This is a genomic window from Aquimarina rubra, assembly GCF_042684305.1.
Taxonomy (GTDB): domain Bacteria; phylum Bacteroidota; class Bacteroidia; order Flavobacteriales; family Flavobacteriaceae; genus Aquimarina; species Aquimarina rubra.
In genome coordinates this window covers 810,818-830,674 of sequence record NZ_JBHULE010000008.1, presented here as the reverse complement: position 1 = coordinate 830,674, position 19,857 = coordinate 810,818, and the positions used below count along the sequence as shown (strand labels likewise).

At 33.5% G+C, this 19,857-nt stretch carries 20 protein-coding genes; 9 read left to right on the top strand and 11 right to left on the bottom strand.

Annotation, left to right across the window (positions count from 1 at the left end):
- Nucleotides 1-132 precede the first annotated feature (132 nt).
- Nucleotides 133-906, bottom strand: coding sequence for a TIGR02757 family protein (locus ACFSR1_RS07940; protein WP_378291331.1), 774 nt, complete (start codon nt 904-906; stop codon nt 133-135).
- A gap of 785 nt (nt 907-1,691) precedes the next feature.
- On the opposite strand from ACFSR1_RS07940, the gene ACFSR1_RS07935 reads away from it, so the two are divergent.
- Nucleotides 1,692-2,075 (top strand): helix-turn-helix domain-containing protein, encoded by a 384-nt coding sequence (locus ACFSR1_RS07935; RefSeq protein WP_378291329.1) that lies wholly within the window; start codon nt 1,692-1,694, stop codon nt 2,073-2,075.
- Nucleotides 2,076-2,652: 577 nt separating this feature from the next.
- Entirely contained in the window at nt 2,653-3,489 is an 837-nt protein-coding gene (locus ACFSR1_RS07930; protein WP_378291328.1) for a M57 family metalloprotease, read from the top strand.
- 81 nt (nt 3,490-3,570) lie between these two features.
- Here the strand turns inward: ACFSR1_RS07930 and ACFSR1_RS07925 are convergent, their stop codons facing one another.
- A complete protein-coding gene (locus ACFSR1_RS07925) occupies nt 3,571-4,233 on the bottom strand; it encodes an ABC transporter ATP-binding protein (RefSeq protein ID WP_378291326.1) in 663 nt (220 codons plus the stop codon).
- A gap of 53 nt (nt 4,234-4,286) precedes the next feature.
- The gene (locus ACFSR1_RS07920) at nt 4,287-6,719 is read right to left on the bottom strand and encodes a DUF5916 domain-containing protein (protein WP_378291324.1); all 2,433 of its coding nucleotides are present in this window, start codon (nt 6,717-6,719) and stop codon (nt 4,287-4,289) included.
- Nucleotides 6,720-6,867: 148 nt separating this feature from the next.
- On the opposite strand from ACFSR1_RS07920, the gene msrA reads away from it, so the two are divergent.
- The 3 genes from msrA to ACFSR1_RS07905 are packed head-to-tail and all read left to right on the top strand — an operon-like array spanning nt 6,868 to nt 8,394.
- Entirely contained in the window at nt 6,868-7,425 is a 558-nt protein-coding gene (gene msrA, locus ACFSR1_RS07915) for a peptide-methionine (S)-S-oxide reductase MsrA (protein WP_378291322.1), read from the top strand.
- A 10-nt stretch (nt 7,426-7,435) separates the two neighbouring features.
- A complete protein-coding gene (folE, locus tag ACFSR1_RS07910; RefSeq protein ID WP_378291321.1) occupies nt 7,436-8,032 on the top strand; it encodes a GTP cyclohydrolase I FolE in 597 nt (198 codons plus the stop codon).
- A gap of 47 nt (nt 8,033-8,079) precedes the next feature.
- Nucleotides 8,080-8,394, top strand: a complete 315-nt coding sequence (locus ACFSR1_RS07905; protein ID WP_378291319.1) for a hypothetical protein — start codon at nt 8,080-8,082, stop codon at nt 8,392-8,394.
- Nucleotides 8,395-8,419: 25 nt separating this feature from the next.
- On the opposite strand, the gene ACFSR1_RS07900 is transcribed toward ACFSR1_RS07905, so the two are convergent.
- The 7 genes from ACFSR1_RS07900 to ACFSR1_RS07870 form a co-directional block, all read right to left on the bottom strand.
- Entirely contained in the window at nt 8,420-8,944 is a 525-nt protein-coding gene (locus ACFSR1_RS07900; RefSeq protein ID WP_378291317.1) for a DUF6787 family protein, read from the bottom strand.
- A gap of 39 nt (nt 8,945-8,983) precedes the next feature.
- Nucleotides 8,984-9,403 carry a DUF6146 family protein gene (locus ACFSR1_RS07895; protein WP_378291316.1) on the bottom strand — a complete coding sequence of 140 codons (420 nt, stop codon included), beginning with the start codon at nt 9,401-9,403 and terminating at the stop codon, nt 8,984-8,986.
- 144 nt (nt 9,404-9,547) lie between these two features.
- The gene (locus ACFSR1_RS07890; protein ID WP_378291314.1) at nt 9,548-10,180 is read right to left on the bottom strand and encodes a DUF937 domain-containing protein; all 633 of its coding nucleotides are present in this window, start codon (nt 10,178-10,180) and stop codon (nt 9,548-9,550) included.
- A 199-nt stretch (nt 10,181-10,379) separates the two neighbouring features.
- Nucleotides 10,380-11,330, bottom strand: a complete 951-nt coding sequence (locus tag ACFSR1_RS07885; RefSeq protein WP_378291313.1) for a D-2-hydroxyacid dehydrogenase — start codon at nt 11,328-11,330, stop codon at nt 10,380-10,382.
- Nucleotides 11,331-11,354: 24 nt separating this feature from the next.
- Nucleotides 11,355-11,690 carry a four helix bundle protein gene (locus tag ACFSR1_RS07880; protein ID WP_378291311.1) on the bottom strand — a complete coding sequence of 112 codons (336 nt, stop codon included), beginning with the start codon at nt 11,688-11,690 and terminating at the stop codon, nt 11,355-11,357.
- Nucleotides 11,691-11,727: 37 nt separating this feature from the next.
- Nucleotides 11,728-12,792 carry a 3-phosphoserine/phosphohydroxythreonine transaminase gene (gene serC / locus ACFSR1_RS07875; RefSeq protein WP_378291310.1) on the bottom strand — a complete coding sequence of 355 codons (1,065 nt, stop codon included), beginning with the start codon at nt 12,790-12,792 and terminating at the stop codon, nt 11,728-11,730.
- A 127-nt stretch (nt 12,793-12,919) separates the two neighbouring features.
- Nucleotides 12,920-13,981 (bottom strand): acyl-CoA reductase, encoded by a 1,062-nt coding sequence (locus ACFSR1_RS07870; RefSeq protein ID WP_378291370.1) that lies wholly within the window; start codon nt 13,979-13,981, stop codon nt 12,920-12,922.
- 66 nt (nt 13,982-14,047) lie between these two features.
- Here ACFSR1_RS07870 and ACFSR1_RS07865 point away from each other — a divergent pair, with 66 nt between their 5' ends.
- From ACFSR1_RS07865 to ACFSR1_RS07850, 4 genes are all read left to right on the top strand, one after another.
- The gene (locus ACFSR1_RS07865) at nt 14,048-14,398 is read left to right on the top strand and encodes a 4Fe-4S dicluster domain-containing protein (protein ID WP_378291308.1); all 351 of its coding nucleotides are present in this window, start codon (nt 14,048-14,050) and stop codon (nt 14,396-14,398) included.
- 118 nt (nt 14,399-14,516) lie between these two features.
- A complete protein-coding gene (locus ACFSR1_RS07860) occupies nt 14,517-15,131 on the top strand; it encodes a hypothetical protein (RefSeq protein WP_378291306.1) in 615 nt (204 codons plus the stop codon).
- A 102-nt stretch (nt 15,132-15,233) separates the two neighbouring features.
- A complete protein-coding gene (locus tag ACFSR1_RS07855) occupies nt 15,234-16,121 on the top strand; it encodes an alpha/beta hydrolase (protein ID WP_378291304.1) in 888 nt (295 codons plus the stop codon).
- Complete coding sequence (locus ACFSR1_RS07850; RefSeq protein ID WP_378291303.1) at nt 16,108-16,923, top strand: alpha/beta fold hydrolase; 816 nt, start codon at nt 16,108-16,110, stop codon at nt 16,921-16,923. Before ACFSR1_RS07855 ends, ACFSR1_RS07850 begins: the two co-directional genes overlap by 14 nt.
- Before the next feature lie 79 nt (nt 16,924-17,002).
- On the opposite strand, the gene ACFSR1_RS07845 is transcribed toward ACFSR1_RS07850, so the two are convergent.
- Nucleotides 17,003-19,813 (bottom strand): TonB-dependent receptor, encoded by a 2,811-nt coding sequence (locus ACFSR1_RS07845; RefSeq protein WP_378291301.1) that lies wholly within the window; start codon nt 19,811-19,813, stop codon nt 17,003-17,005.
- Nucleotides 19,814-19,857 lie beyond the last annotated feature (44 nt).

The following is a 19,857-nucleotide window of genomic DNA, read 5'->3' as shown; positions in this document are numbered from 1 at the left end:
GAATTTTGTTTTCACAAATTTAGCACGACCACAAGCCCAAACTCTTTATGGAAATGTTGTATGTTCATTAAAGAAACATCAATCTAATGTTTAGAATGTAAACAGAGTGTTATTCTTTAGAATTATTCTAAGTTAAAATTTTTCAAAAACACCTAATCCAAATAATGCGTAGTCATATTTTACGGGGTCTAAAGGATCTAATAACCTTAAGTTAACATCAAGTTCGTGTAGTGCCTTACCATCGTTTTGTTTTCTACTTAGTAAGTTTAATTTTCTGGCAACGTTACCGGAATGTACATCTAAAGGACAAGATAATTGTGAAGAAGATAGGCTTTTCCAAACTCCTAAATCTACACCTGCTTTAGCATCTCGTATCATCCATCTAAAGAACATATTGATCCTTTTTGCTGCGGAGTTTTTGTGAGGATCACTTACGTGTTTTTGGGTTCTAGACAGATGCGGTAAAATGAAGAATTCTCTTTTAAAATAGTGGATAGCGTTTTGCAAATGTGTTTCATTACCGAATTGTTTGAAAAAGCCTTCTAGATCGCCATACTTACGATAGATATTTTGTAATGCTTTTATAAAATAAGTAAGATCTGTACCATTAAAAGTTCTATGAACAAAACCTTCTAAATTTTCAAGATCTGTATCTGTATGATTTAGTATAAAATCGTAAGGAGCATTTCCCAGAAGCTCCATTAACTTATGCGCATTATTAAGAATGCTTTTACGGTTTCCCCAGGAAATAGTCGCCGTAAGAAAACCGGCTATCTCAATATCTTCTTTTTTGGTAAAAAGATGAGGTATCTGAACTGGATCTGTTTCTATGAATTTTGGTTGTTCATAAAAAAGAGCTTTTTCATCAAGAAATTCTTTGAGTTCTGAGTTTGTTAAATTTTTCACAGATAGTGTTATTTTTTTAATAATCGAATATGTTCTTGTTTTTAGGGATATTAAAGCTCAAATTGTTATTTATATATATCTGTAAATAAACTTTTTAAGATATGTCTATGACAATAAAAGATTCTCTATTCCTTATTAGTGGCTTACAAACGTTAGTTATTTCCCTTATTCTATTCTTTTATAAGTCCAAAAAAATCAAAGTTAATAGATATTTATCATTATTTTTTGCTACAATGTTTTTTGAGATAGCCATCTATTTCTTAACTAAGTACATTGATCATCCTGCGGTTTATTATTTACCTTTTAGATTTGATTTTTTAACGCTCACCCTATTACTATTCTACGCCTATAAGACTACAGGTATTAACGTAAAATCAAGGTTTATATACCTGATTCCAGCTTTGATAGAATTCGTTGTACTACTTATCATATCTATTATAATTCTTGTAACATCAGAAACACCGGAATTTTTAATTAAAAATAATTTTGATTCTATCCATAGGATTCTTTCATCTGTATATATAGTTTCGCTTAGTATTCTAATAATTCGTGTTTCGATCAAGCATAATAAACTTCTTACATTTCATTTTTCAAACACAAGATTTAAATCCTTGATTTGGTTAATTGTTTTTTGTATAAGTTGTATCATATTAAATATTTTCAGGCATTTATATTATTCATTCGAAATTAGAAATAATCTGGTATCTAATCTTTACAGTGCCATAGGACTACTTTGCCTATATTATATAACAATATCGAGCTTAGTCCAAATTAACATTAATAATGTGATTCCTGCCAAAAGGGAAATTAATGATGGTAAAGAAGAATTGGAAGAAGTAATCAAAAGGATAGAAAATCATATTAACGAAAAAAAGTCTTATTTGAATCCAGATATAAACCTAAAAAGTTTTTCTAAAGATATAAGACTACCCGAAAGAATAATTTCAAGGGCTATTAACAGAATTGAACACAAAAATTTTAATGGATATATAAATTCTTATCGAGTTAAGGAGTGTAAGAGGTTATTATTATCTGAGAAATACGAACAATATAGCATTTCTGCTATTGCAGATGAGGTTGGTTTTAGCTCCAGAGCCTCGTTTTATAAAAATTTCAAAGAAATAGCAGGTGTCTCTCCGTCAGAATACATTAAGAGTGTAAATAATTGATTTTCAATTCAATAATGTAAATTCTCAATTTTTTTAGACATCTTAAAACGTGTTCTGAGACAATCAAATGTTGTTTCTAGTGTAAATTATTTCGAATTTAGTCCTCAACTAACACAAACTCAACTTATATAAATTTTATGACACCTAATTATCACCCGAAGTACTATTTAAACAACATTTGCATCTGGATTCGAAATATTATTTGAACTTTATCATTTCCTGAAAAAAGGGTTACAACTAAGATTTTATAACATTTGAATCAACATTTAAACAGGATCAATCTCTATCCTATTTGCTAAAATAACTATTGTTAAGTATAGTAAAATCATACTCATATCAAGGTTTTAAGTAATCAATATTCTAATAAGCAATAAAGAATTGTGTGATATATGCTTGATATAAAGTCTAATCTATATTTTTTAGATAAAAGACTAATTATTTTGGTTCATTTAGAAGGGGCGATTGATTTTTATCTAAAGTGCTTACAAAAAAATAATACTAAACTCAACTAAGAGATTTCTAAGTTAACAAGCAGTATTGAAACTAAATTTTTTAACTATCAAACTCAACAATTATTATGAAAACATTCAAATTAATGATGCTAACTCTTTTGTTCGGTGGAGCTTTTCTGTCCTGCCAAAATGAAGGTGTAGGCGATGAAACTGAAACATTACAGAAGGAACCAACAAAAGAGCAATTGCTGAAATTAAATGAACTTGGGGTCAGTAATACCGAAGTTTCTTTTAAGGCTATTACCGATTTAGACGGAACTACGACCGATTTCATCGTAAATAATACCGATCTAGGTATTCCTGTAAACCAACTTATGGATATGGAAGGTTTAGGAGATACTGATAATGGTATGAAGCAGTATAGAACTCGTAATCTTGTAAGTAGTAATAATCGTACTATTGATGTTCTAGGATATACAGGAGGAGGCGGAAATGGCCTTGATACTACAAATAGACAAGCGCTACAAAGAGCGGTAAATAATTATAATCGCTTAAATAGTTCTCTTAATCTTAGACTAACCTTTGGAACTAATTATCAAGCAGCTGATCTTGTGGTATATGTTAGAAGAGATCTTGGAGCTGGAGGATTAGCCGGATTTCCATCAGGTGGTAGGCCTTATAAATGGGCTCGTATTGGACCAAGTGTTTCCAGTAGAGGGTCTAATTATGCAACTCATGTTATTACTCACGAAATGGGTCACTGTATTGGATTACGTCATACTGATTGGTTCAGAAGATATTGTGATGGAAGTAACGAACAGCAAGGATCAGATGGAGCAATTCATATTCCGGGAACTCCTACAGGAATTGACATTAGTTCTACAATGATGTCCTGTCCTACAGGATATGAAGATGGAAACTTCAACAGAAATGATGTAACTGCTATAGAATATCTTTATTAAAAAAAAATGCTATAACTTAGAAATCTATCAAAAGACCGTTTTTTAAACGGTCTTTTATATATTTTGTTAGAACTAAGAATATTAGCCTATAATTTTACCATCTACCATTACTAATTTTCTGTCTGCCATATCCGCCAATTCTTCGTTATGTGTAACTATAACAAACGTTTGTCCATACTCATCTCTCAATTTAAAGAATAGTTGATGTAAATTTTCTGCGGATTCACTATCTAAGTTACCAGAAGGTTCATCGGCAAAGATTACTTTAGGGTTGTTAATCAAAGACCGGGCAACGGCAACTCTTTGTTGTTCTCCACCGGAAAGCTCACTGGGTTTGTGATCACACCGATGTTCCAGACCTAAAAAGCCTAACAATTCTTTCGCTCTTTTTTCTGCCTCAGCTTTTGGAACTTTTTTAATAAATGCAGGGATGCATACATTTTCTAAAGCTGTAAATTCAGGTAAAAGCTGATGAAACTGAAAAATAAACCCTAATTGCTCATTTCTAAATTTAGAAAGCTGTTTTTCAGAAAGGAAATTGATAATACTATTATTGATAGACAAATCACTTCCTTTAATTTCTGAAGCTCTATCTAATGTTCCAAGAATCTGTAGTAACGTAGTTTTTCCTGCACCTGACGCTCCTACGATAGAAACAATTTCACCTTCTTTAATGTGTAAATCTACACCTTTTAATACGTGTAAATCTCCGTAATTTTTATGAATATTCTTCGCTTTTATCATCTATTTGTTTCTTGAATCTGTGAAAGTAACCAATATCCTAAAAATCGCCAAGATTATCCTTTAAAAGAACCCTTTAAATTATTGATGTCAAGAAAATAAACAACTCTTAATGATAATGTATGCTGGATCGGCTGACCAAAAAGATTGTCTAAGCTGTCTGTATAGTTAATCATAGAAAGTTCATCCTGATTAAAAATCTGATTTCGGTAGAGTAGGGTAGCTTCACTTCCGGGAGCAAATCTCCAGCTAAAGCTTAAATCCAGATTCCAAATATTAAAATTGGTATTAGGATCGTTTTGCGAAATGTCGTAATCTGCTTGTGTGCGACTTCCATCGTTGTTCAATACGTAGAATACATTTTCTGAATAATCTGCTGTACTCCAAAAGTTTCTAAAACGAAGATTGATCGCTTTATACGGATCAAAATTATAGCTGGCACTCAGCGAATTTTCTATTGTAGTAATGTCTCTTTGTCCCAGGAAAACATCCGTGTCATTATTGTCAATATATCCAAAATTTCGTTTTCTGATAGAGTAATCAGTGGCCCAAACTACCAGGAGTTTATCAGAGAATCGATATCTTGGAGAAAGATTCATGCTATAGGTTTGTTGATCATCTTCAAACCAATTACGATGGAATACTCGTACATCGTATGCAAATTTCTTTCGATAATCAGAGGATACCCATAGATTGACTCCTAGATTTTCACTAAATGTTACAAATCTGCCATCTACTCTTGGCTCAAAATAATCGTCTGTGTCAGAATCATAAATAGTAAACCCTCCAAAAGCAAAACGTTCTCGGGTCACAAAAAACCAATCAACACCTATAGAGTTAGATGTTTGAACGCTTGGTTTATATAACCTACGATGCCTGGCAAAGAGATTGATCCTATAGTTATTAAATACCTTAGTGGGTTCAAAGATTTGGTAAGAGGTACTTACTCTAAAGCTATTGAAGTTGTTTCTAAAATTTACTCCCAGATCATTAATATCAAAAGTAGTGTTTGCTAAGTCATGACCAAATCCGTATCGCCATTTACCTTTGATACGATCAAAATCTAATTCTGATCTAAAACCTGCAATGTTATCTCCCGGTAGATTTACCTGACTGACTATGGATCGTCCTGTTAATCGGTATGAATTTGCCTTATTCGCCAGATTCCAAACTAATCCCGTTACGTTAGCATCCCTAAAATCGCTGCCATTACGAGTTACATTCGTATTTATTAAGGATAAAGAAGAGTTATTATTAAACTGTTGATCCAGTACAAAAATGTTATAATTAGCCAATGGTTCGACCACCTTACTTCTTTGATTTCCAGTAATTGTATCTGTGATACGAACCTCTGTTTTTTCAGTAACAGCATTAAAAAAACCAATACCCAGATTTCCTTTGGTTCTTCCGGAAATTTTAATTGCATTTAATAAGTTAACTTTAGAAGGAGCTTCTTCGGCTATTTCATTTTCCATGAGTTCATCATCCGATACAAAACCTGTAGGGCCATTACCCACACGTCTGGAAAAGAAAATATTACCTTTATTAAAAAGTTCTGTTCCTTCTGTAAAAAACTGTCTGTTTTCTCCAAAAGTCTGTTCAAAGGGGCCTAAATTAAGGCGCACTTCATCAAAAGCAGCTTGCCCAAAGTCAGGTATCAACGTAGCATCCAGCGTAAAACTATCACTTAATCCATATTTTACATCCAATCCTGCACTAAAATCAGTTTCCGTTTCTCCATCAAAGTTGGTAGCTAAGCCTTGGACAAAAGGAAAAAATGTAAGTCTTAGCGGAGGATTTATATTTTCCACACCTCTCACTAATCCGTTATACTGGGTTCGTTGCCCTACTTCATTATCTACAAAATTCCAGGAATGTGTTTCATTTCTATTTTGCAGACGTCTAAAAAAATTGATACTCCAATCTTGCACTGCTACTTCAGGAAAACGTAAGGCGTTGTATGGGATCCTAAATTCTGCATACCAACCTTTTTCGTCATAAGAAATTTTGGCACTAAAAACTACGTTATAGCTAAAATCTTCATTAAACTGATCCGCTCGAGCATCTCCAATGGTTCCTGCACTCGTAATAAAAAATCGAGTTTCATTAATCCCATCATTATAGGTGTTTATCGAAATATTAAAAAAGTCTGCCTGCGCAAACACATTATCACGTTGACTAAACTGCTTTAATATTTTGTCCGGTTGATCATCATATAGATACGCTGCAAAATATACAGCTTTATTATCATAAGCCATTTTAACTTCCGTTCGAAGATTCTCCGGAATTGTTCCTTCGTTTCCCGGTTGCCACATTCTAAAGTCGCCAGAAGCAGGAATATCTTTCCAAACCTGATCATCCAGAATACCATCGATCTTAGGTGCTGTAGTGATTCTCTTTGCGGTAATCTCTTTTTTTTCTTGACTGAACAAAATAAGCGCATGCAGCATTAACAGCACACTTAAGATAGGGCGTAGTTTTCTATTCATGTTTTGTAAAAAAATCCTTACTTTTTCGACTTACCTGCAAAACTAGGATTGTACAACTACATGACATACTAATGAAAAGTTAAAAAACATTAGGGCTGTTTAGTATATGTGTACATTAGTTAAACAATATTTATATTTTAACATTACTATGGGAAAAAATAACTTAAGTACTGCTGTTTTTGCTGGTGGATGTTTCTGGTGTACCGAAGCGGTTTTTCAGAGGCTGGAAGGCGTATACAAAGTAATCTCAGGATATACAGGAGGCACAATTAAGAATCCGGCATATCGAGAAATAACAACAGGTAGAACAGGTCATGCAGAAGCGATTAAAATCGAATATGATGCTGAGATCATTAATTATCACGAGTTGTTAGAAATCTTTTTTGCTACTCACGACCCAACCACATTAAATAGGCAAGGAGCGGATCGAGGTACACAATACAGAAGCGCTATTTTTTATATTGATGAAGAACAAAAGGAGATGGCACAATCCATTATTGAAAGTCTTACTTCTGAAGGCATTTTTGATGACCCTATAGTAACGGAAGTAACCGAGCTAGGAGCTTTTTATAATGCTGAAGATTATCATCAGAACTATTATAATCAAAATAGTAATCAAGGGTATTGTCAGTTTGTGATTAACCCAAAACTAAGTAAATTGCAAAATACTTTTAAGAGTAAATTAAAGAAGGAAATACAGAACTAATAACGATATAATGCCATATAATAAATTCGAGGAATACAACATAAAAGTTACAGACGATGTTAAGAATAAATTTAAATCTATAATCACAGATCTAGGAGAGGATGTAAGCAGAGAAGGAATTGAAAAAACTCCTGAACGAGCAGCAAAAGCCATGCAATTCTTAACCCAGGGTTATCACCAAGATCCTGAAGAAATTCTCAGAAGTGCTATGTTTAAAGAGGAATACGATGACATGGTAATTGTAAAAGATATTGAATTGTATTCTTTGTGTGAACATCATATGTTGCCGTTTTTTGGAAAAGCTCATATTGCATACATTCCTAATGGTCAAATTGTAGGTTTAAGTAAACTACCAAGAATTGTGGATGTTTTTGCCAGACGTCTTCAGGTGCAAGAGCGGTTGACTCATAACATTTTGGAGTGTATAAATGATACGTTGAAGCCTAAAGGTGTTGCTGTAGTTATTGAAGCAGCACATATGTGTATGATGATGCGTGGCGTACAAAAACAAAATTCGGTAACTACCACTTCGGGGTTTAGGGGACAATTTGAAAAAATTGAAACCCGAACAGAATTTTTAAGGTTGATTACTGCGGATTTGGCATAACAATTTTTTGGCATTTTTTTTGTTATATCTTTAGTAAATAGAAACTTATGAAAAAACAGAAATATAAATTATTAAAAAAAGGGATTGTTTATGATATAGTTGGTATGGCTTCAATGGCTGTGCCCTTTATTGGTCCTTTTTTAGATATTTTGTGGGCACCTTATGCTGCAAAAAAAATGATGGATATGTATCCCGGAAAGAAGGGTAAGATAGCTTCCGTAATAACTTTTATTGAAGAGATTATTCCAGGTACCGATATTATTCCATCATTTACATTAATGTGGATATATACTTTTGTATTAAATAAAGAGGAAGTTGCTGATAATGAAGCTAAAATAATTGAAGTGGAAGTTGTTAAATAAACTTTTACTTGTGGATGGATAGTGTTTAATCTTTTATGAATCGGGCAAACCCCATTCTACGAAGCATTTTTTTCTCGAACCACCAGAAAAACTTAAACTGTCCAAACAACCATCCTACAATCAATAGTATTACCTGATATATTGGGAATATTAATAATATTCGAAGAGGCCAATAAATCCAACCATTTGTAGTTTCCCTACTTAAACCAAGAAGCGTTAGTATAGGGTCAGAGACCTGAGCCGCAGTAGAGCCTGTAATGGCAAAAGCTATAAAAATAGCAATAAGTTCCCATCGATAAGTGACATTCCATTTTTTTTCTAAAGCATCAAAAATCTTTAAGGTTAAACCTAGTAATGGAATAAAAATAAAAATGGTGATTAAGGATACCGCAAGAAAATAAGAATCGTTGGTTTCTGATAATTTTAAAAGGCCGGAAATTAACCGTTTACTTATTAAAAAAGCTGAAATTAGTAAACCTAATAATCCCAGGAAGGGGAAAAGAAGTTGCCAATTTGCTTTAATCTCCCAACGATCTTTGAATTTTTGCATGGCGCAAAAATACAATTTATACTTTTTGTGTCAAAACCTTTAACCTCTACTTACAAAAAATTTCTGCTTATATCGCTGTTCGAAATATTTAAAATAATTAAAAAGAAGATAATTTACCTCGTATCCATAATCCGTATATTGATCGTAGTTAATCTGTTGTATATATAAATTAGGATCAAACCGTTGTGGCTGAACAACTCTTTGATTATACTCAATAACGTATTGTCGATTTCTTATTTCCAAAAATTGTTGATTGTAATATCCTCTAGGTTGTTGTGTAACCAACCAATTATTAAAGCCTGGCTCTATAATAATAATTTCATACTCTAAATCGTCATTAGCAATTCTTAATGTATCAGATGTAGCGGTGGTAGATGTCGTATCCAGTTTTCTGTCCTTAGTAGTTCCACAGCTATAGATACACAATGCTAAAATAAATATGTAAATACTGTTTTTCATAATCATTTTCTAAATTACAAAAAGTAGATTGAATACTTTATGTGTTTAACATTTTTATACAGCTAATATTATAAAATAAAAAGAGCCTTGATACAATATCAAAACTCTTTATTATAATTTTATAAAAAGGGTGGTTGTCGGATTTTATTTTCCAAAGAGCCCCCCTAGTAGTCCACCAAGACCACCTTTTTTCTTGTTAGATCCGATCACCATATCAGCAACATCGTCAAGAACACTACCATCTCCATCTGAGTCAATAAGAGACATAATCAAACTTTGATTCTGTTTTGGTTGTCCTCCCAACATACTGCCTAATAATGAGGTTAGTCCGTTGGAATCACTCACGTTATTGGCTCTGGTTTGTTGTCCTAAAACACCCATAAGTATTGGAGCTGCAACTTTAAGAATTTGACTAACAGATCCTGCATCGACGCCAGATTGAGAGCTAAGTGCATTTTCTACCTGAGGTTGTTTTTGTCCTAGAATATGACCAAGAATTCCTGCCCCATCTTGCATTGTATTATCATCGACACCTCCGTCAAATAATCCTCCTAAGTTTTGAAGAATTCCTCCATCGTGCTTACTTGACAAAGCATTCATCAGACCAGAAGCACCATCAGACGTTGAAGCATTTTTTTTCATAGCTCCCATTAATACGGGTAATGCCATACTTAAAACATCAGCAGTTTTTCCTTCTGATTGACCAGTCTGATTGCTAACGCCACTAATCATTTGTTTTCCGATATCGCTATTTAATAAATCTAATAATCCAGACATTTTAATATATTTTTTATTATGTGACTTAAAGTTACATTTTTTATTTCTAAGAATATGGGATAGGTATGCTTTTATTTCATAGAATAATAGATGAAAAGAAGATTTTGTCGATATAAGGGTAATGAAAATAAAAAAACACCTATTGCAACTATTTGCAATAGGTGTTTTTTAAGAGTAATATAGTTTCTTGCTATATTATTTACTTTAGTATAGAAATGATTTGATCAGCAAGTTCCTGACCAATTCTATCTTGAGCTTCTCCTGTAGCTGCACCAATATGTGGTGTTAAAGATATTTTATTATTCATTAATACTTTGATAGCAGGATTTGGTTCATTCTCGAATACATCAAGACCTGCGAAACTCAACTTACCACTCTCTAAAGCTTCTACCAAAGCTACTTCATCAATAACTCCACCACGCGCTGCATTAATTAATCCTGCACCATCCTTCATTTGTTCAATTTCTGCCTTACCAATTACGTAATCCTTTTGGGCCGGAACATGTAATGTAAAGAAATCCGCTTGCTTAAGTACTTCTTCTTTAGAAACGGTTTTTATTTTAAAATTTAATGATTGCCCATCAAAAAACTCTAAAGGAATATCCACTTCTTCAATAAAGGGGTCAAAGGCTACTACGTTCATCCCCACACCAATCGCAATTTTGGCAGTTGCTTGACCAATTCGTCCAATACCAATAACACCCAGTGTTTTGCCTCTTAATTCGGTTCCACTAGCGTATGCTTTTTTAAGGTTCTTGAATTTGCTATCACCTTCTAATGGCATATTTCTGTTTGCATCATGAAGGAAACGAACACTTCCATACAAATGAGCAAAAACCAGTTCGGCTACAGATCCTGATGATGCTGCGGGTGTATTGATAACGTGTAAGCCTTTTTCACGAGCATACGCGACATCAATATTGTCCATACCTACACCACCACGTCCTATAATTTTTAAAGAACTACAATTATCAATAATATCAGTTCTTACTTTAGTAGCACTACGAACTAATAATACATTGATTTCGTTTTTGTTAATATAATCTACTAACTGATCCTGTGCAACTGTGGTGGTTTGCACTTCGAATCCAGCTTTTTCTAGAGCATCAATACCGCTTTGCGATACTCCATCGTTTGCTAATACTTTCATTTTAAAAGTTTTAAAATTTTAATGTTAAGTTTTAAGTTGACTTGTCTTAACTATTTTTGTTAGAATTTTTATAATTTGATTTATTTCATCAAGATGAGAAGATAAGTTTATGTTAACTAAATCACTTTCATTTAATAAGCGCAGCCAATACCTTGTTTCTCTAGCTTCTTTTGAAGCAATTGCCATTTTAGAAATGAAATCCTTTTTAGATTGCCCTGCACCGGCCTCCGCAACATTAGCGCCAATACTTGTAGCAGAGCGCAAAATTTGATCAGCAAAAACATATTCCTTAGATTCTCTCAAGAATTTTACAAGTTGTATGATTTTAAGTGCAAATTGAAAACTACGTTCTTCAATCATATTTATTTATAATTTAACACTTAAAATTCATCATTTCTTACGCTTTTCTTTCAAGATCACTCATTACATCTACTAATGCAGCTACACTCTCCATTGTCATAGCATTGTACATACTAGCTCTGTAACCACCCACACTTCTATGACCATTTACTCCGCTAATACCAGCTTCTTTCCACATAGCATCAAATGTTTCTTTAAGATCTTCATCTACCAAAGAAAAAGTAGCATTCATCATAGATCTATCTTCTTTTGCAGCAAATCCTTTGAAAAGAGGATTTAATTCTATTTCAGAATAGATCAGCTTTGCCTTTTTATCGTTTTGTTCTTCAATTGCTGCAATTCCACCTAGTTTTTTCAACCATCTTAGTGTTAGCATAGAAGTATACACTGCAAATACAGGAGGAGTATTAAACATACTACTCTTGCTGATATGTACTTGATAATCTAACATGGATGGGATTTGTCTTTCGATTTTACCCAAAATATCTTCTTTTATAACTACTAATGTAGTTCCTGCTGGACCCATGTTTTTTTGTGCTCCTGCGTAGATCAAACTAAATTTTGAGAAATCTAATTGTCTAGAGAATATATCACTACTCATATCACATACCAGAGGTGCGCTGGTAGTCGGGAAATCTTTGATTTGTGTTCCAAAAATAGTGTTGTTACTTGTGCAATGTAGGTAATCTAAACCCTCGGGGACATCATATCCTTTTGGGATGTAATTGTAGTTTGCATCTTTAGAAGAAGCAACCTCAATAACTTCTCCAAAAATTTTAGCTTCTTTGATTGCTTTATCGCTCCAACTACCGGTATTAATATATCCGGCTTTCGATTGTAGTAAATTATAAGCAGCCATTAAAAATTGTGTACTAGCTCCACCTTGAAGAAAAAGTACTTTATAGCCTTTGCCTTCTAATCCCAGTAGTTCTAAAGCCAGGCTACGAGCTTCTTCCATTACATCTACAAAATCTTTACTACGATGTGAAATCTCCAGAATCGATAACCCAGAGTCATTGAAATTTAATACAGCCTGGGATGCTTCTTTGAATACTTCTTGTGGTAAAATACAAGGTCCTGCGCTAAAGTTGTGCTTTTTCATCAGTAGTTTTTCTAGTTTTATATTATTTACTTTTCTCGTTATTTTCCAGCTCCTTAAACCGGTAAGAAAAAACACCACAAAGGTGCTAATAATCTAATACAAATTCATTGTCAAAATGATAAATTATTTAATCAATTTTTGTTAAAAATTCAATAACATCAACATTATCTGCGTAATCTGATAGAGAAGGATGTTGTGTGGTTCCAAAATCGATACTATTGGCAGAAAAATTATCGCCTACAATACATTGAATAGCTTCTTTGTCAGCTTCTAATTTTTGTAACAATTTTTCTTTGGAGGTATAGGTCTCATAAAATAAAGTTGCAATCGGAGATCCATAACTTTTGTCTTCTTTCAGCATTAAAAACCCGTTTTCCAATAATTTAAAATTACTCATTAAATAAACAGCCTTGTTATAATCATAATTATTAGCATACTTGGCTCCATTTATGATATCATTGTAAGCATACATAGATTTAAAAAACAAGTCAAAATCATATCCTTCCGGAACCATAAGCTTAGAAACACTTCTACAACCTAATCCATAATATCTAAAAATATCTTCCCCTAATGCTTCTAACTGTTCTTTGGATTCATTTCCGGTTAAAACGGCAATAGAGTTTCTGTTTTTACGTATGATATTAGGTTTATTGCCAAAATAATGCTCGAAATAACGTGCCGTATTATTGCTTCCTGTGGCGATAATCGCATCAAAATGGTCAAATCTCTCTTCGGTAAAAGAAATACGTTTTTTAAATCTTGGTTCAATTGCGATTAGATATGACGCCAGATACGGAAGTAATTGATTGTCGTTTGAAGATTGTTTTACTAAAACGTTGTGCCCACTTATAAGTACCGAAATGAAGTCATGAAACCCTACTAATGGGATATTACCTGCCATAATAATTCCTACTGTTTTAGGTTTTATATGATCTAAGGAATATGATGAGGACCATTTTTCTAAACTGTCTTTGGTTAGCGTTTTACTCCATTGTGATAATGAAAACATTATATTTTCTTCGGTAAACCAACCATTATGATGTTTAGCAGATTCTATTTTTTGGATCATTCCGTCAAAAAAATCTTCATTAAATTTAATGTTGCTAATCTTCTCATAACCAGTATTTTTGAATTGGCTTAAGAACTTACCTAATTCAGAAAAAGCTGTGATTCGATCATTTAATCCCATTTCTAATTTGTTTATCACTAGTTTACGAGTTATTTTTGTGATGCAAATTTAGAATAAAAAAGAGCTATGGCAATTATAATAACAGATGAATGTATAAACTGTGGTGCTTGTGAACCGGAATGTCCAAATACCGCAATTTATGAAGGTGCCGATGATTGGAGATATGCCGACGGTACTGATTTAGAAGGGGATGTTGTGCTTCCTGGCGGAAAAGCTGTTAATTCAGAAGAGGCTCAGGAACCGGTTAGCGATGAGATTTATTATATAGTACCAGATAAATGTACAGAGTGTAAAGGTTTTCATGAAGAACCTCAGTGCGCTGCTGTGTGTCCTGTAGACTGTTGTGTGCCGGATGAAGATGTGGTTGAAACAGAAGAGTTTTTATTACAAAAACAAGCGTTTATGCACAAGGAATAACATACTAGTAGATAGATATTTACTACAAACCTATCTGTTTAGATAGGTTTTTTTATACTCGTTTTTTAAATTTTAGTATTTTCGTCAAGAATTTAACCTCAAATCTAAACATGAAATTATGAAAAAATTAATATTCTTTATTTTATTAACTGTTATTTCCTTTTCTTCTTACGGACAATATCGCTGGGAAGTTTCAGGTGGACCTACATTTTCTAAACTTAATTTTGAAAATGTAGATTCAGAAATTGGCACAGGTTTTTATTTTAATGCTGGGTATGGTTATCTGATGGGTGTTCGAGCAAAGACTAGTTTTGTTTTTTCACTTGATTTAGTGCAACGTTCAAGTGAAGTTGAAGGTTTTGGTGAATTTAAAGCATTACAGGTTGGTTTTAATCCTAAGTTTAGGTATTTATTTGGCAGAGGTAAAGATCGATTTAGAGCATTTGTGAATGTTGGTCCATCATTTAGATTAAATACTAAGTTTGAAGTTTTAGGTGTTGAATTAGAATCAGAAGCATACGAACAGTTGGTAATTGGCGGAGTATACGGAGCTGGTTTTTCTCAGATGATAGGGGAGATGTTTGATATATTTTTTGAGGCTGGTGTAATGAATGATTTTACCAATAACTTGAGTGATGATGTATTGGTTGCTCAATTTACTGATAAAAGTAAGTTTTTTGATATTTATGCGCGGGTAGGTGTTCGTTTTAGAATTTATGATGCTAGACGATAAGATAGAATAAGCACAATATTAGTTAAGATCCTGCTACGGTAGGATTTTTTTATTCAATTATATTTAATTTTTTGTAAATTAGTTACTTACAAATACATCTAATTGAATATTAATATGCCAAATTGGGGATACATAGCAATTATTATTCTTGGGTTTTATATTGTAGCTAGTATTGTTTTGTACTACCTACAGGAGTATTTTATTTTCAAACCTGAGAAATTAGATAAAGATTTTGAGTTTCACTACAACAATCAGGTGGTGGAAGAATATAACCTGGAAACACGGGATGGTGCAATTATTAATGGACTTCATTTTAAGGTAGAAGATCCAAAAGGTGTTGTTTTATATCTTAAAGGAAATTCTAAAAGCATCAAAGGTTGGGGTAAGTTTGCAGTAGATTTTACCAGACACGGATATGATGTATGCATGTTAGATTATCGTGGTTTTGGTAAAAGTACGGGTAGACGATCTTTTAAAGCAATCAAAAGAGACCTTCAATTTGTTTATAATAAATTAAAGGAAAAGGTAGATGAAAAATACATCATATTATATGGACGATCGATGGGATCCGGTTTTGCAACTAAACTAGCTTCTATCAATAATCCCAAAATGTTAATTCTTGATGCTCCTTATTATAGTTTAAGTAAAGTAGCTGCTAAGTTTATTCCTTTTATGCCGGTTTCACTGATCATGAGATATCCCATACCAACTTATAAGTGGTTAAAATATGTAAATTGTCCGATTCATATTATCCATGGTACACACGATAAATTAATTCCTTTTAAGTCTAGTATAAAATTGTCTAAAATAAAACCTAAACTCACACGCTTATACACTGTTATAGGTGGGGGACATAAAAACTTAAATAATTTTGAATCCTATCATAAGATGCTAGGAGAAATTATTAATTCAAAGATGAAAAAAATTAATCTTTCAAATACAAGCATTGGTGTTAAGCATTCTTCAAAAAAAGTAAATGTCCAAGCTTAAAAGAGTCCTGATTTGGACATTAATTGTATATCTTATAGGAATGGGCTTGCTTTATTTTTTTCAACATAAAATAATTTTTCAGCCTAAAAAACTTTCAGAACTTCATTCATTTCAATTTGATCATCCGTTTGAAGAGTTTTTTCTTGAAACTACTGATGGAGAACGCTTAAATGCTATTCATTTTAAAAATCAAAACCCTAAGGGAGTAATTTTGTATTTCCACGGAAATAAGGGAAGTCTATCTCGATGGGGAAATATAACTACTTTTTTTGCTAAGAAACAATATGATGTGATCGTGATGGATTATAGAAGCTATGGTAAGAGTACCGGCACCATAACTGAAGAAAATCTATACAAGGATGCTCAGTTGTTTTATGAGTATGCTTTAACTAAATATGATGAAGATCAGGTAATTATATATGGAAGATCTCTAGGAACAGGTATCGGTACAAAAATAGCTTCAACTAACAAACCGGGTAACCTAGTATTAGAAACTCCTTATAATACTATGGAGGAAGTAACTTCTCATTGGTTACCAATCTTTCCGGTTAAACAGATACTTCAATACAAGTTTCCTTCAAACAAATTTGTTAAGGAAGTACAATGTCCTATTACTATTTATCACGGTACCGATGATGGCGTGGTACCATATGGTTCTGGTAAAAGACTTTTTGAAAGTATATCAACATCAAATAAGAGAATGATTACGATAGAAGGAGGCTCCCATAATAACTTGATCAAATTTGAAAAATACAGAAATACAATTGATCAAGTTTTAAGCAAGAAAAATGATGAGAAATAATATGTCACACTGAGCATGTCGAAGTGTATTTTATCCAGAATGATTCATCTTCGACAGGCTCAATGTGACAGTGATTTATTTAAAAATTAAAATCCAATCTTGCATAATAATAGGCTCCACTAAATCCCATTTGTACCGCATCCCAATATCCACCAGCTTCTGTTAAATCATCTTGTTGGTCAGGATACTCATTGGTGATGTTGTTTCCACCTATTGTAAGTTTCAGTTGATCAGTCAATTCGTAACCAACCGTAAGATCAGCTGTTATTTTTGCACTATACTCATCTTCATTGTCATCAAAATCAACCAGTGTAATATCACTGAATCGTGTCAATCCCAATCCAGCATTAAATTTATCAGTGTTGTAGTTTAGATTCAAAGCAAATTTGCTTCTCGGCGCTGAGGCTAATAAAAATGCTTGCTCTCTTTTTCCGAAAAAGATATCTGGATCTAGGTCCGTATTTACGGCGGTAATGTACATGTTATTAATATTACCCGCTAACAGCGCAGACAACGTTCCAAAACTATAATTACTTTTCCAAGAAAGCACAACATCCATACCTAAGGTTTCTGTATCCACTCCGTTAGCAAAAAATTGAGCTTCATTTACATTGTCAAAATCGGTTGCTGGAAAAGTCCCGGTAAGCACAATACGATCCTTAATATCAATATAGTAACCATCTACGGTTGCCGAGAAATCACCCAACTTAGCAGTAACACCCAAAGATGCGTTTATGGAGGTTTCTTCTTTTAAGCGATCTATTCCAAAAGACGCAGTAACAGGACTATTATTTGGAGATAATAGCGTTTCCGTTGCGACACCTCCTTGGAAATCCGTGAATCTCAGATTGTAGTAGATTTGAGCTAAAGATGGAGCTCTAAATCCTGTACTAACCGAACCTCGAATATTGATGTTATCAGAAGCTTTTACTCTAAATGCTAGTTTTCCATTGATGGTGCTTCCAAAATCGCTATAGTTTTCAAATCTGGCAGCTCCGGCTAATAGGAAAGCATCAGTAATATCTAATTCTGCATCTGCATATAATGATAAGTTCGATCTAGATCTATCCACTTCGTTGGCTGGACTGTATCCAGGAAATCCTTGGGATCCACCAGGTCTTTGAATTGCTAAAGCGTCAATACGTTGTCGATCACCTGGATTCGTGACAACAACTAATGGGAAATTACCATTAGCATCAGCAACATCGGAATAGGCTACATAATCACCATTAATATTTTGTGCTAAACCATCATTATCAATGAATAAATCGGTCAATATTTCATTTCCGACAGTGTCGAAATTTGTGGCGACAAAATTACCATTAGGTCTCCAATAGGGTAAATTTCTAAAATTAGTACTTGGAGTCACTATTTCTCCATTCGCGTCAAATGTTCCGTATGATCCTGCTTCTCCAGCAAAAATTATAAAATTCTCAGTTCTGTATTCTGCTCCAAATGCCAGGTTTAAACCTTTGGCAAGTTTGGGATAATACTTAGAGAAGTCTAAATTGATGGTGTTTTGACTTAAACTATGTCCTCCTGCATCAAATTCTGTAGGAGAATTTGTTTCTAGTGAGGCATTTAGGGTACCCCCAATGAAATAATGGAAATTGTTTTTTCCCCAAGTATTACTAAGGTCAATTTTCCAGCCACTATCTGTTTCAGTTCTTACACCAGCAGAAATAGAATTATCTATAATATTAGAAGTAATCCTTGGTGTGAAGCCATTAGGATAAATTTCAGTTACAACACGTTCACCGCCATTACGAGTAAAGGCAAAAGCATCGGTATCACGGTAATTTCTTCCACCAAATGCGTATAATTCAGTCTTGTCAGATAGAGGAACACTTGCATTAGCAAAGAAATTGAATCCATCTATAGCTGCTTCACCAAAACCTCTCCTGAAATCAAATCCTGGTCTAAGTGTTTTGTTTTTGCTTAGATATTCTGTAGTGAAATTGATATATCCTTTATCACCAATACCTACTCCGTAATTAGCGGTAACTTTTACAGAACCTCCATCCAAACTTTTATCATCGGCAAGTCTGTTTCCGTCATTTTCTGTGTCTAAGCGATTACCATCAGTATTTGGAGTTCCATCAGGAAAATCACCTTTAGCATTCGTGTTATAAGCACCATAACTGATACTACCGCTTAGTTTATCAATGTTATCTCTTAGTACAATATTAATAACTCCTGCAATCGCGTCAGAACCATATTGTGCAGCGGCTCCATCTCTAAGGATTTCGATTCTTTTGATTGATGTAGCCGGAATGGTGTTAAGATCTGTTCCTGAATTTCCCCGGCCTCTGGTACCAAAGATATTAATAAGAGAAGAGCTATGTCGTCTTTTTCCATTAATTAAAACTAATGTTTGATCCGGACCTAAACCTCGTAAACTGGCAGGATCAATGTGATCAGCTCCATCAGAACCAGATTGTTTATTGGCATTAAACGAAGGAGCAGAGTACTGTAATAATTCATTAATTTCTATTTTACCACTTTTTGTAATAATATCCTGCATATCTATAATATCAACAGCTACAGGAGTATCAGTAGCGGTTCTTTTAGGACTTCTTGATCCTACGACGATGATGGTACTAAGTGCTTCTCCTTCTAAAAGAACCACATCAATTTTGTCGTTATTACCTACAGGAATTTCTTGGGTCTGAAAACCGATAAAACTAAATACCAGAATTGCATTATCATCTACCGCAATGGTATACTTTCCATCATCATCAGTAGTGGTACCTTTATCAGAACTTTTCTCTAAAATATTAACAAAAGGAATGGGTGATCCAGAAGTGTCTGTTACTGTTCCTGTAACAATTCGTTGGCTAAATCCTAAACTAGTGAATAAGCCAAATAAAATGAGTGTGAGTTTTTTCATGTAATAATATTTATTGGTTTGGAATAAAGATATTCAATAAATCT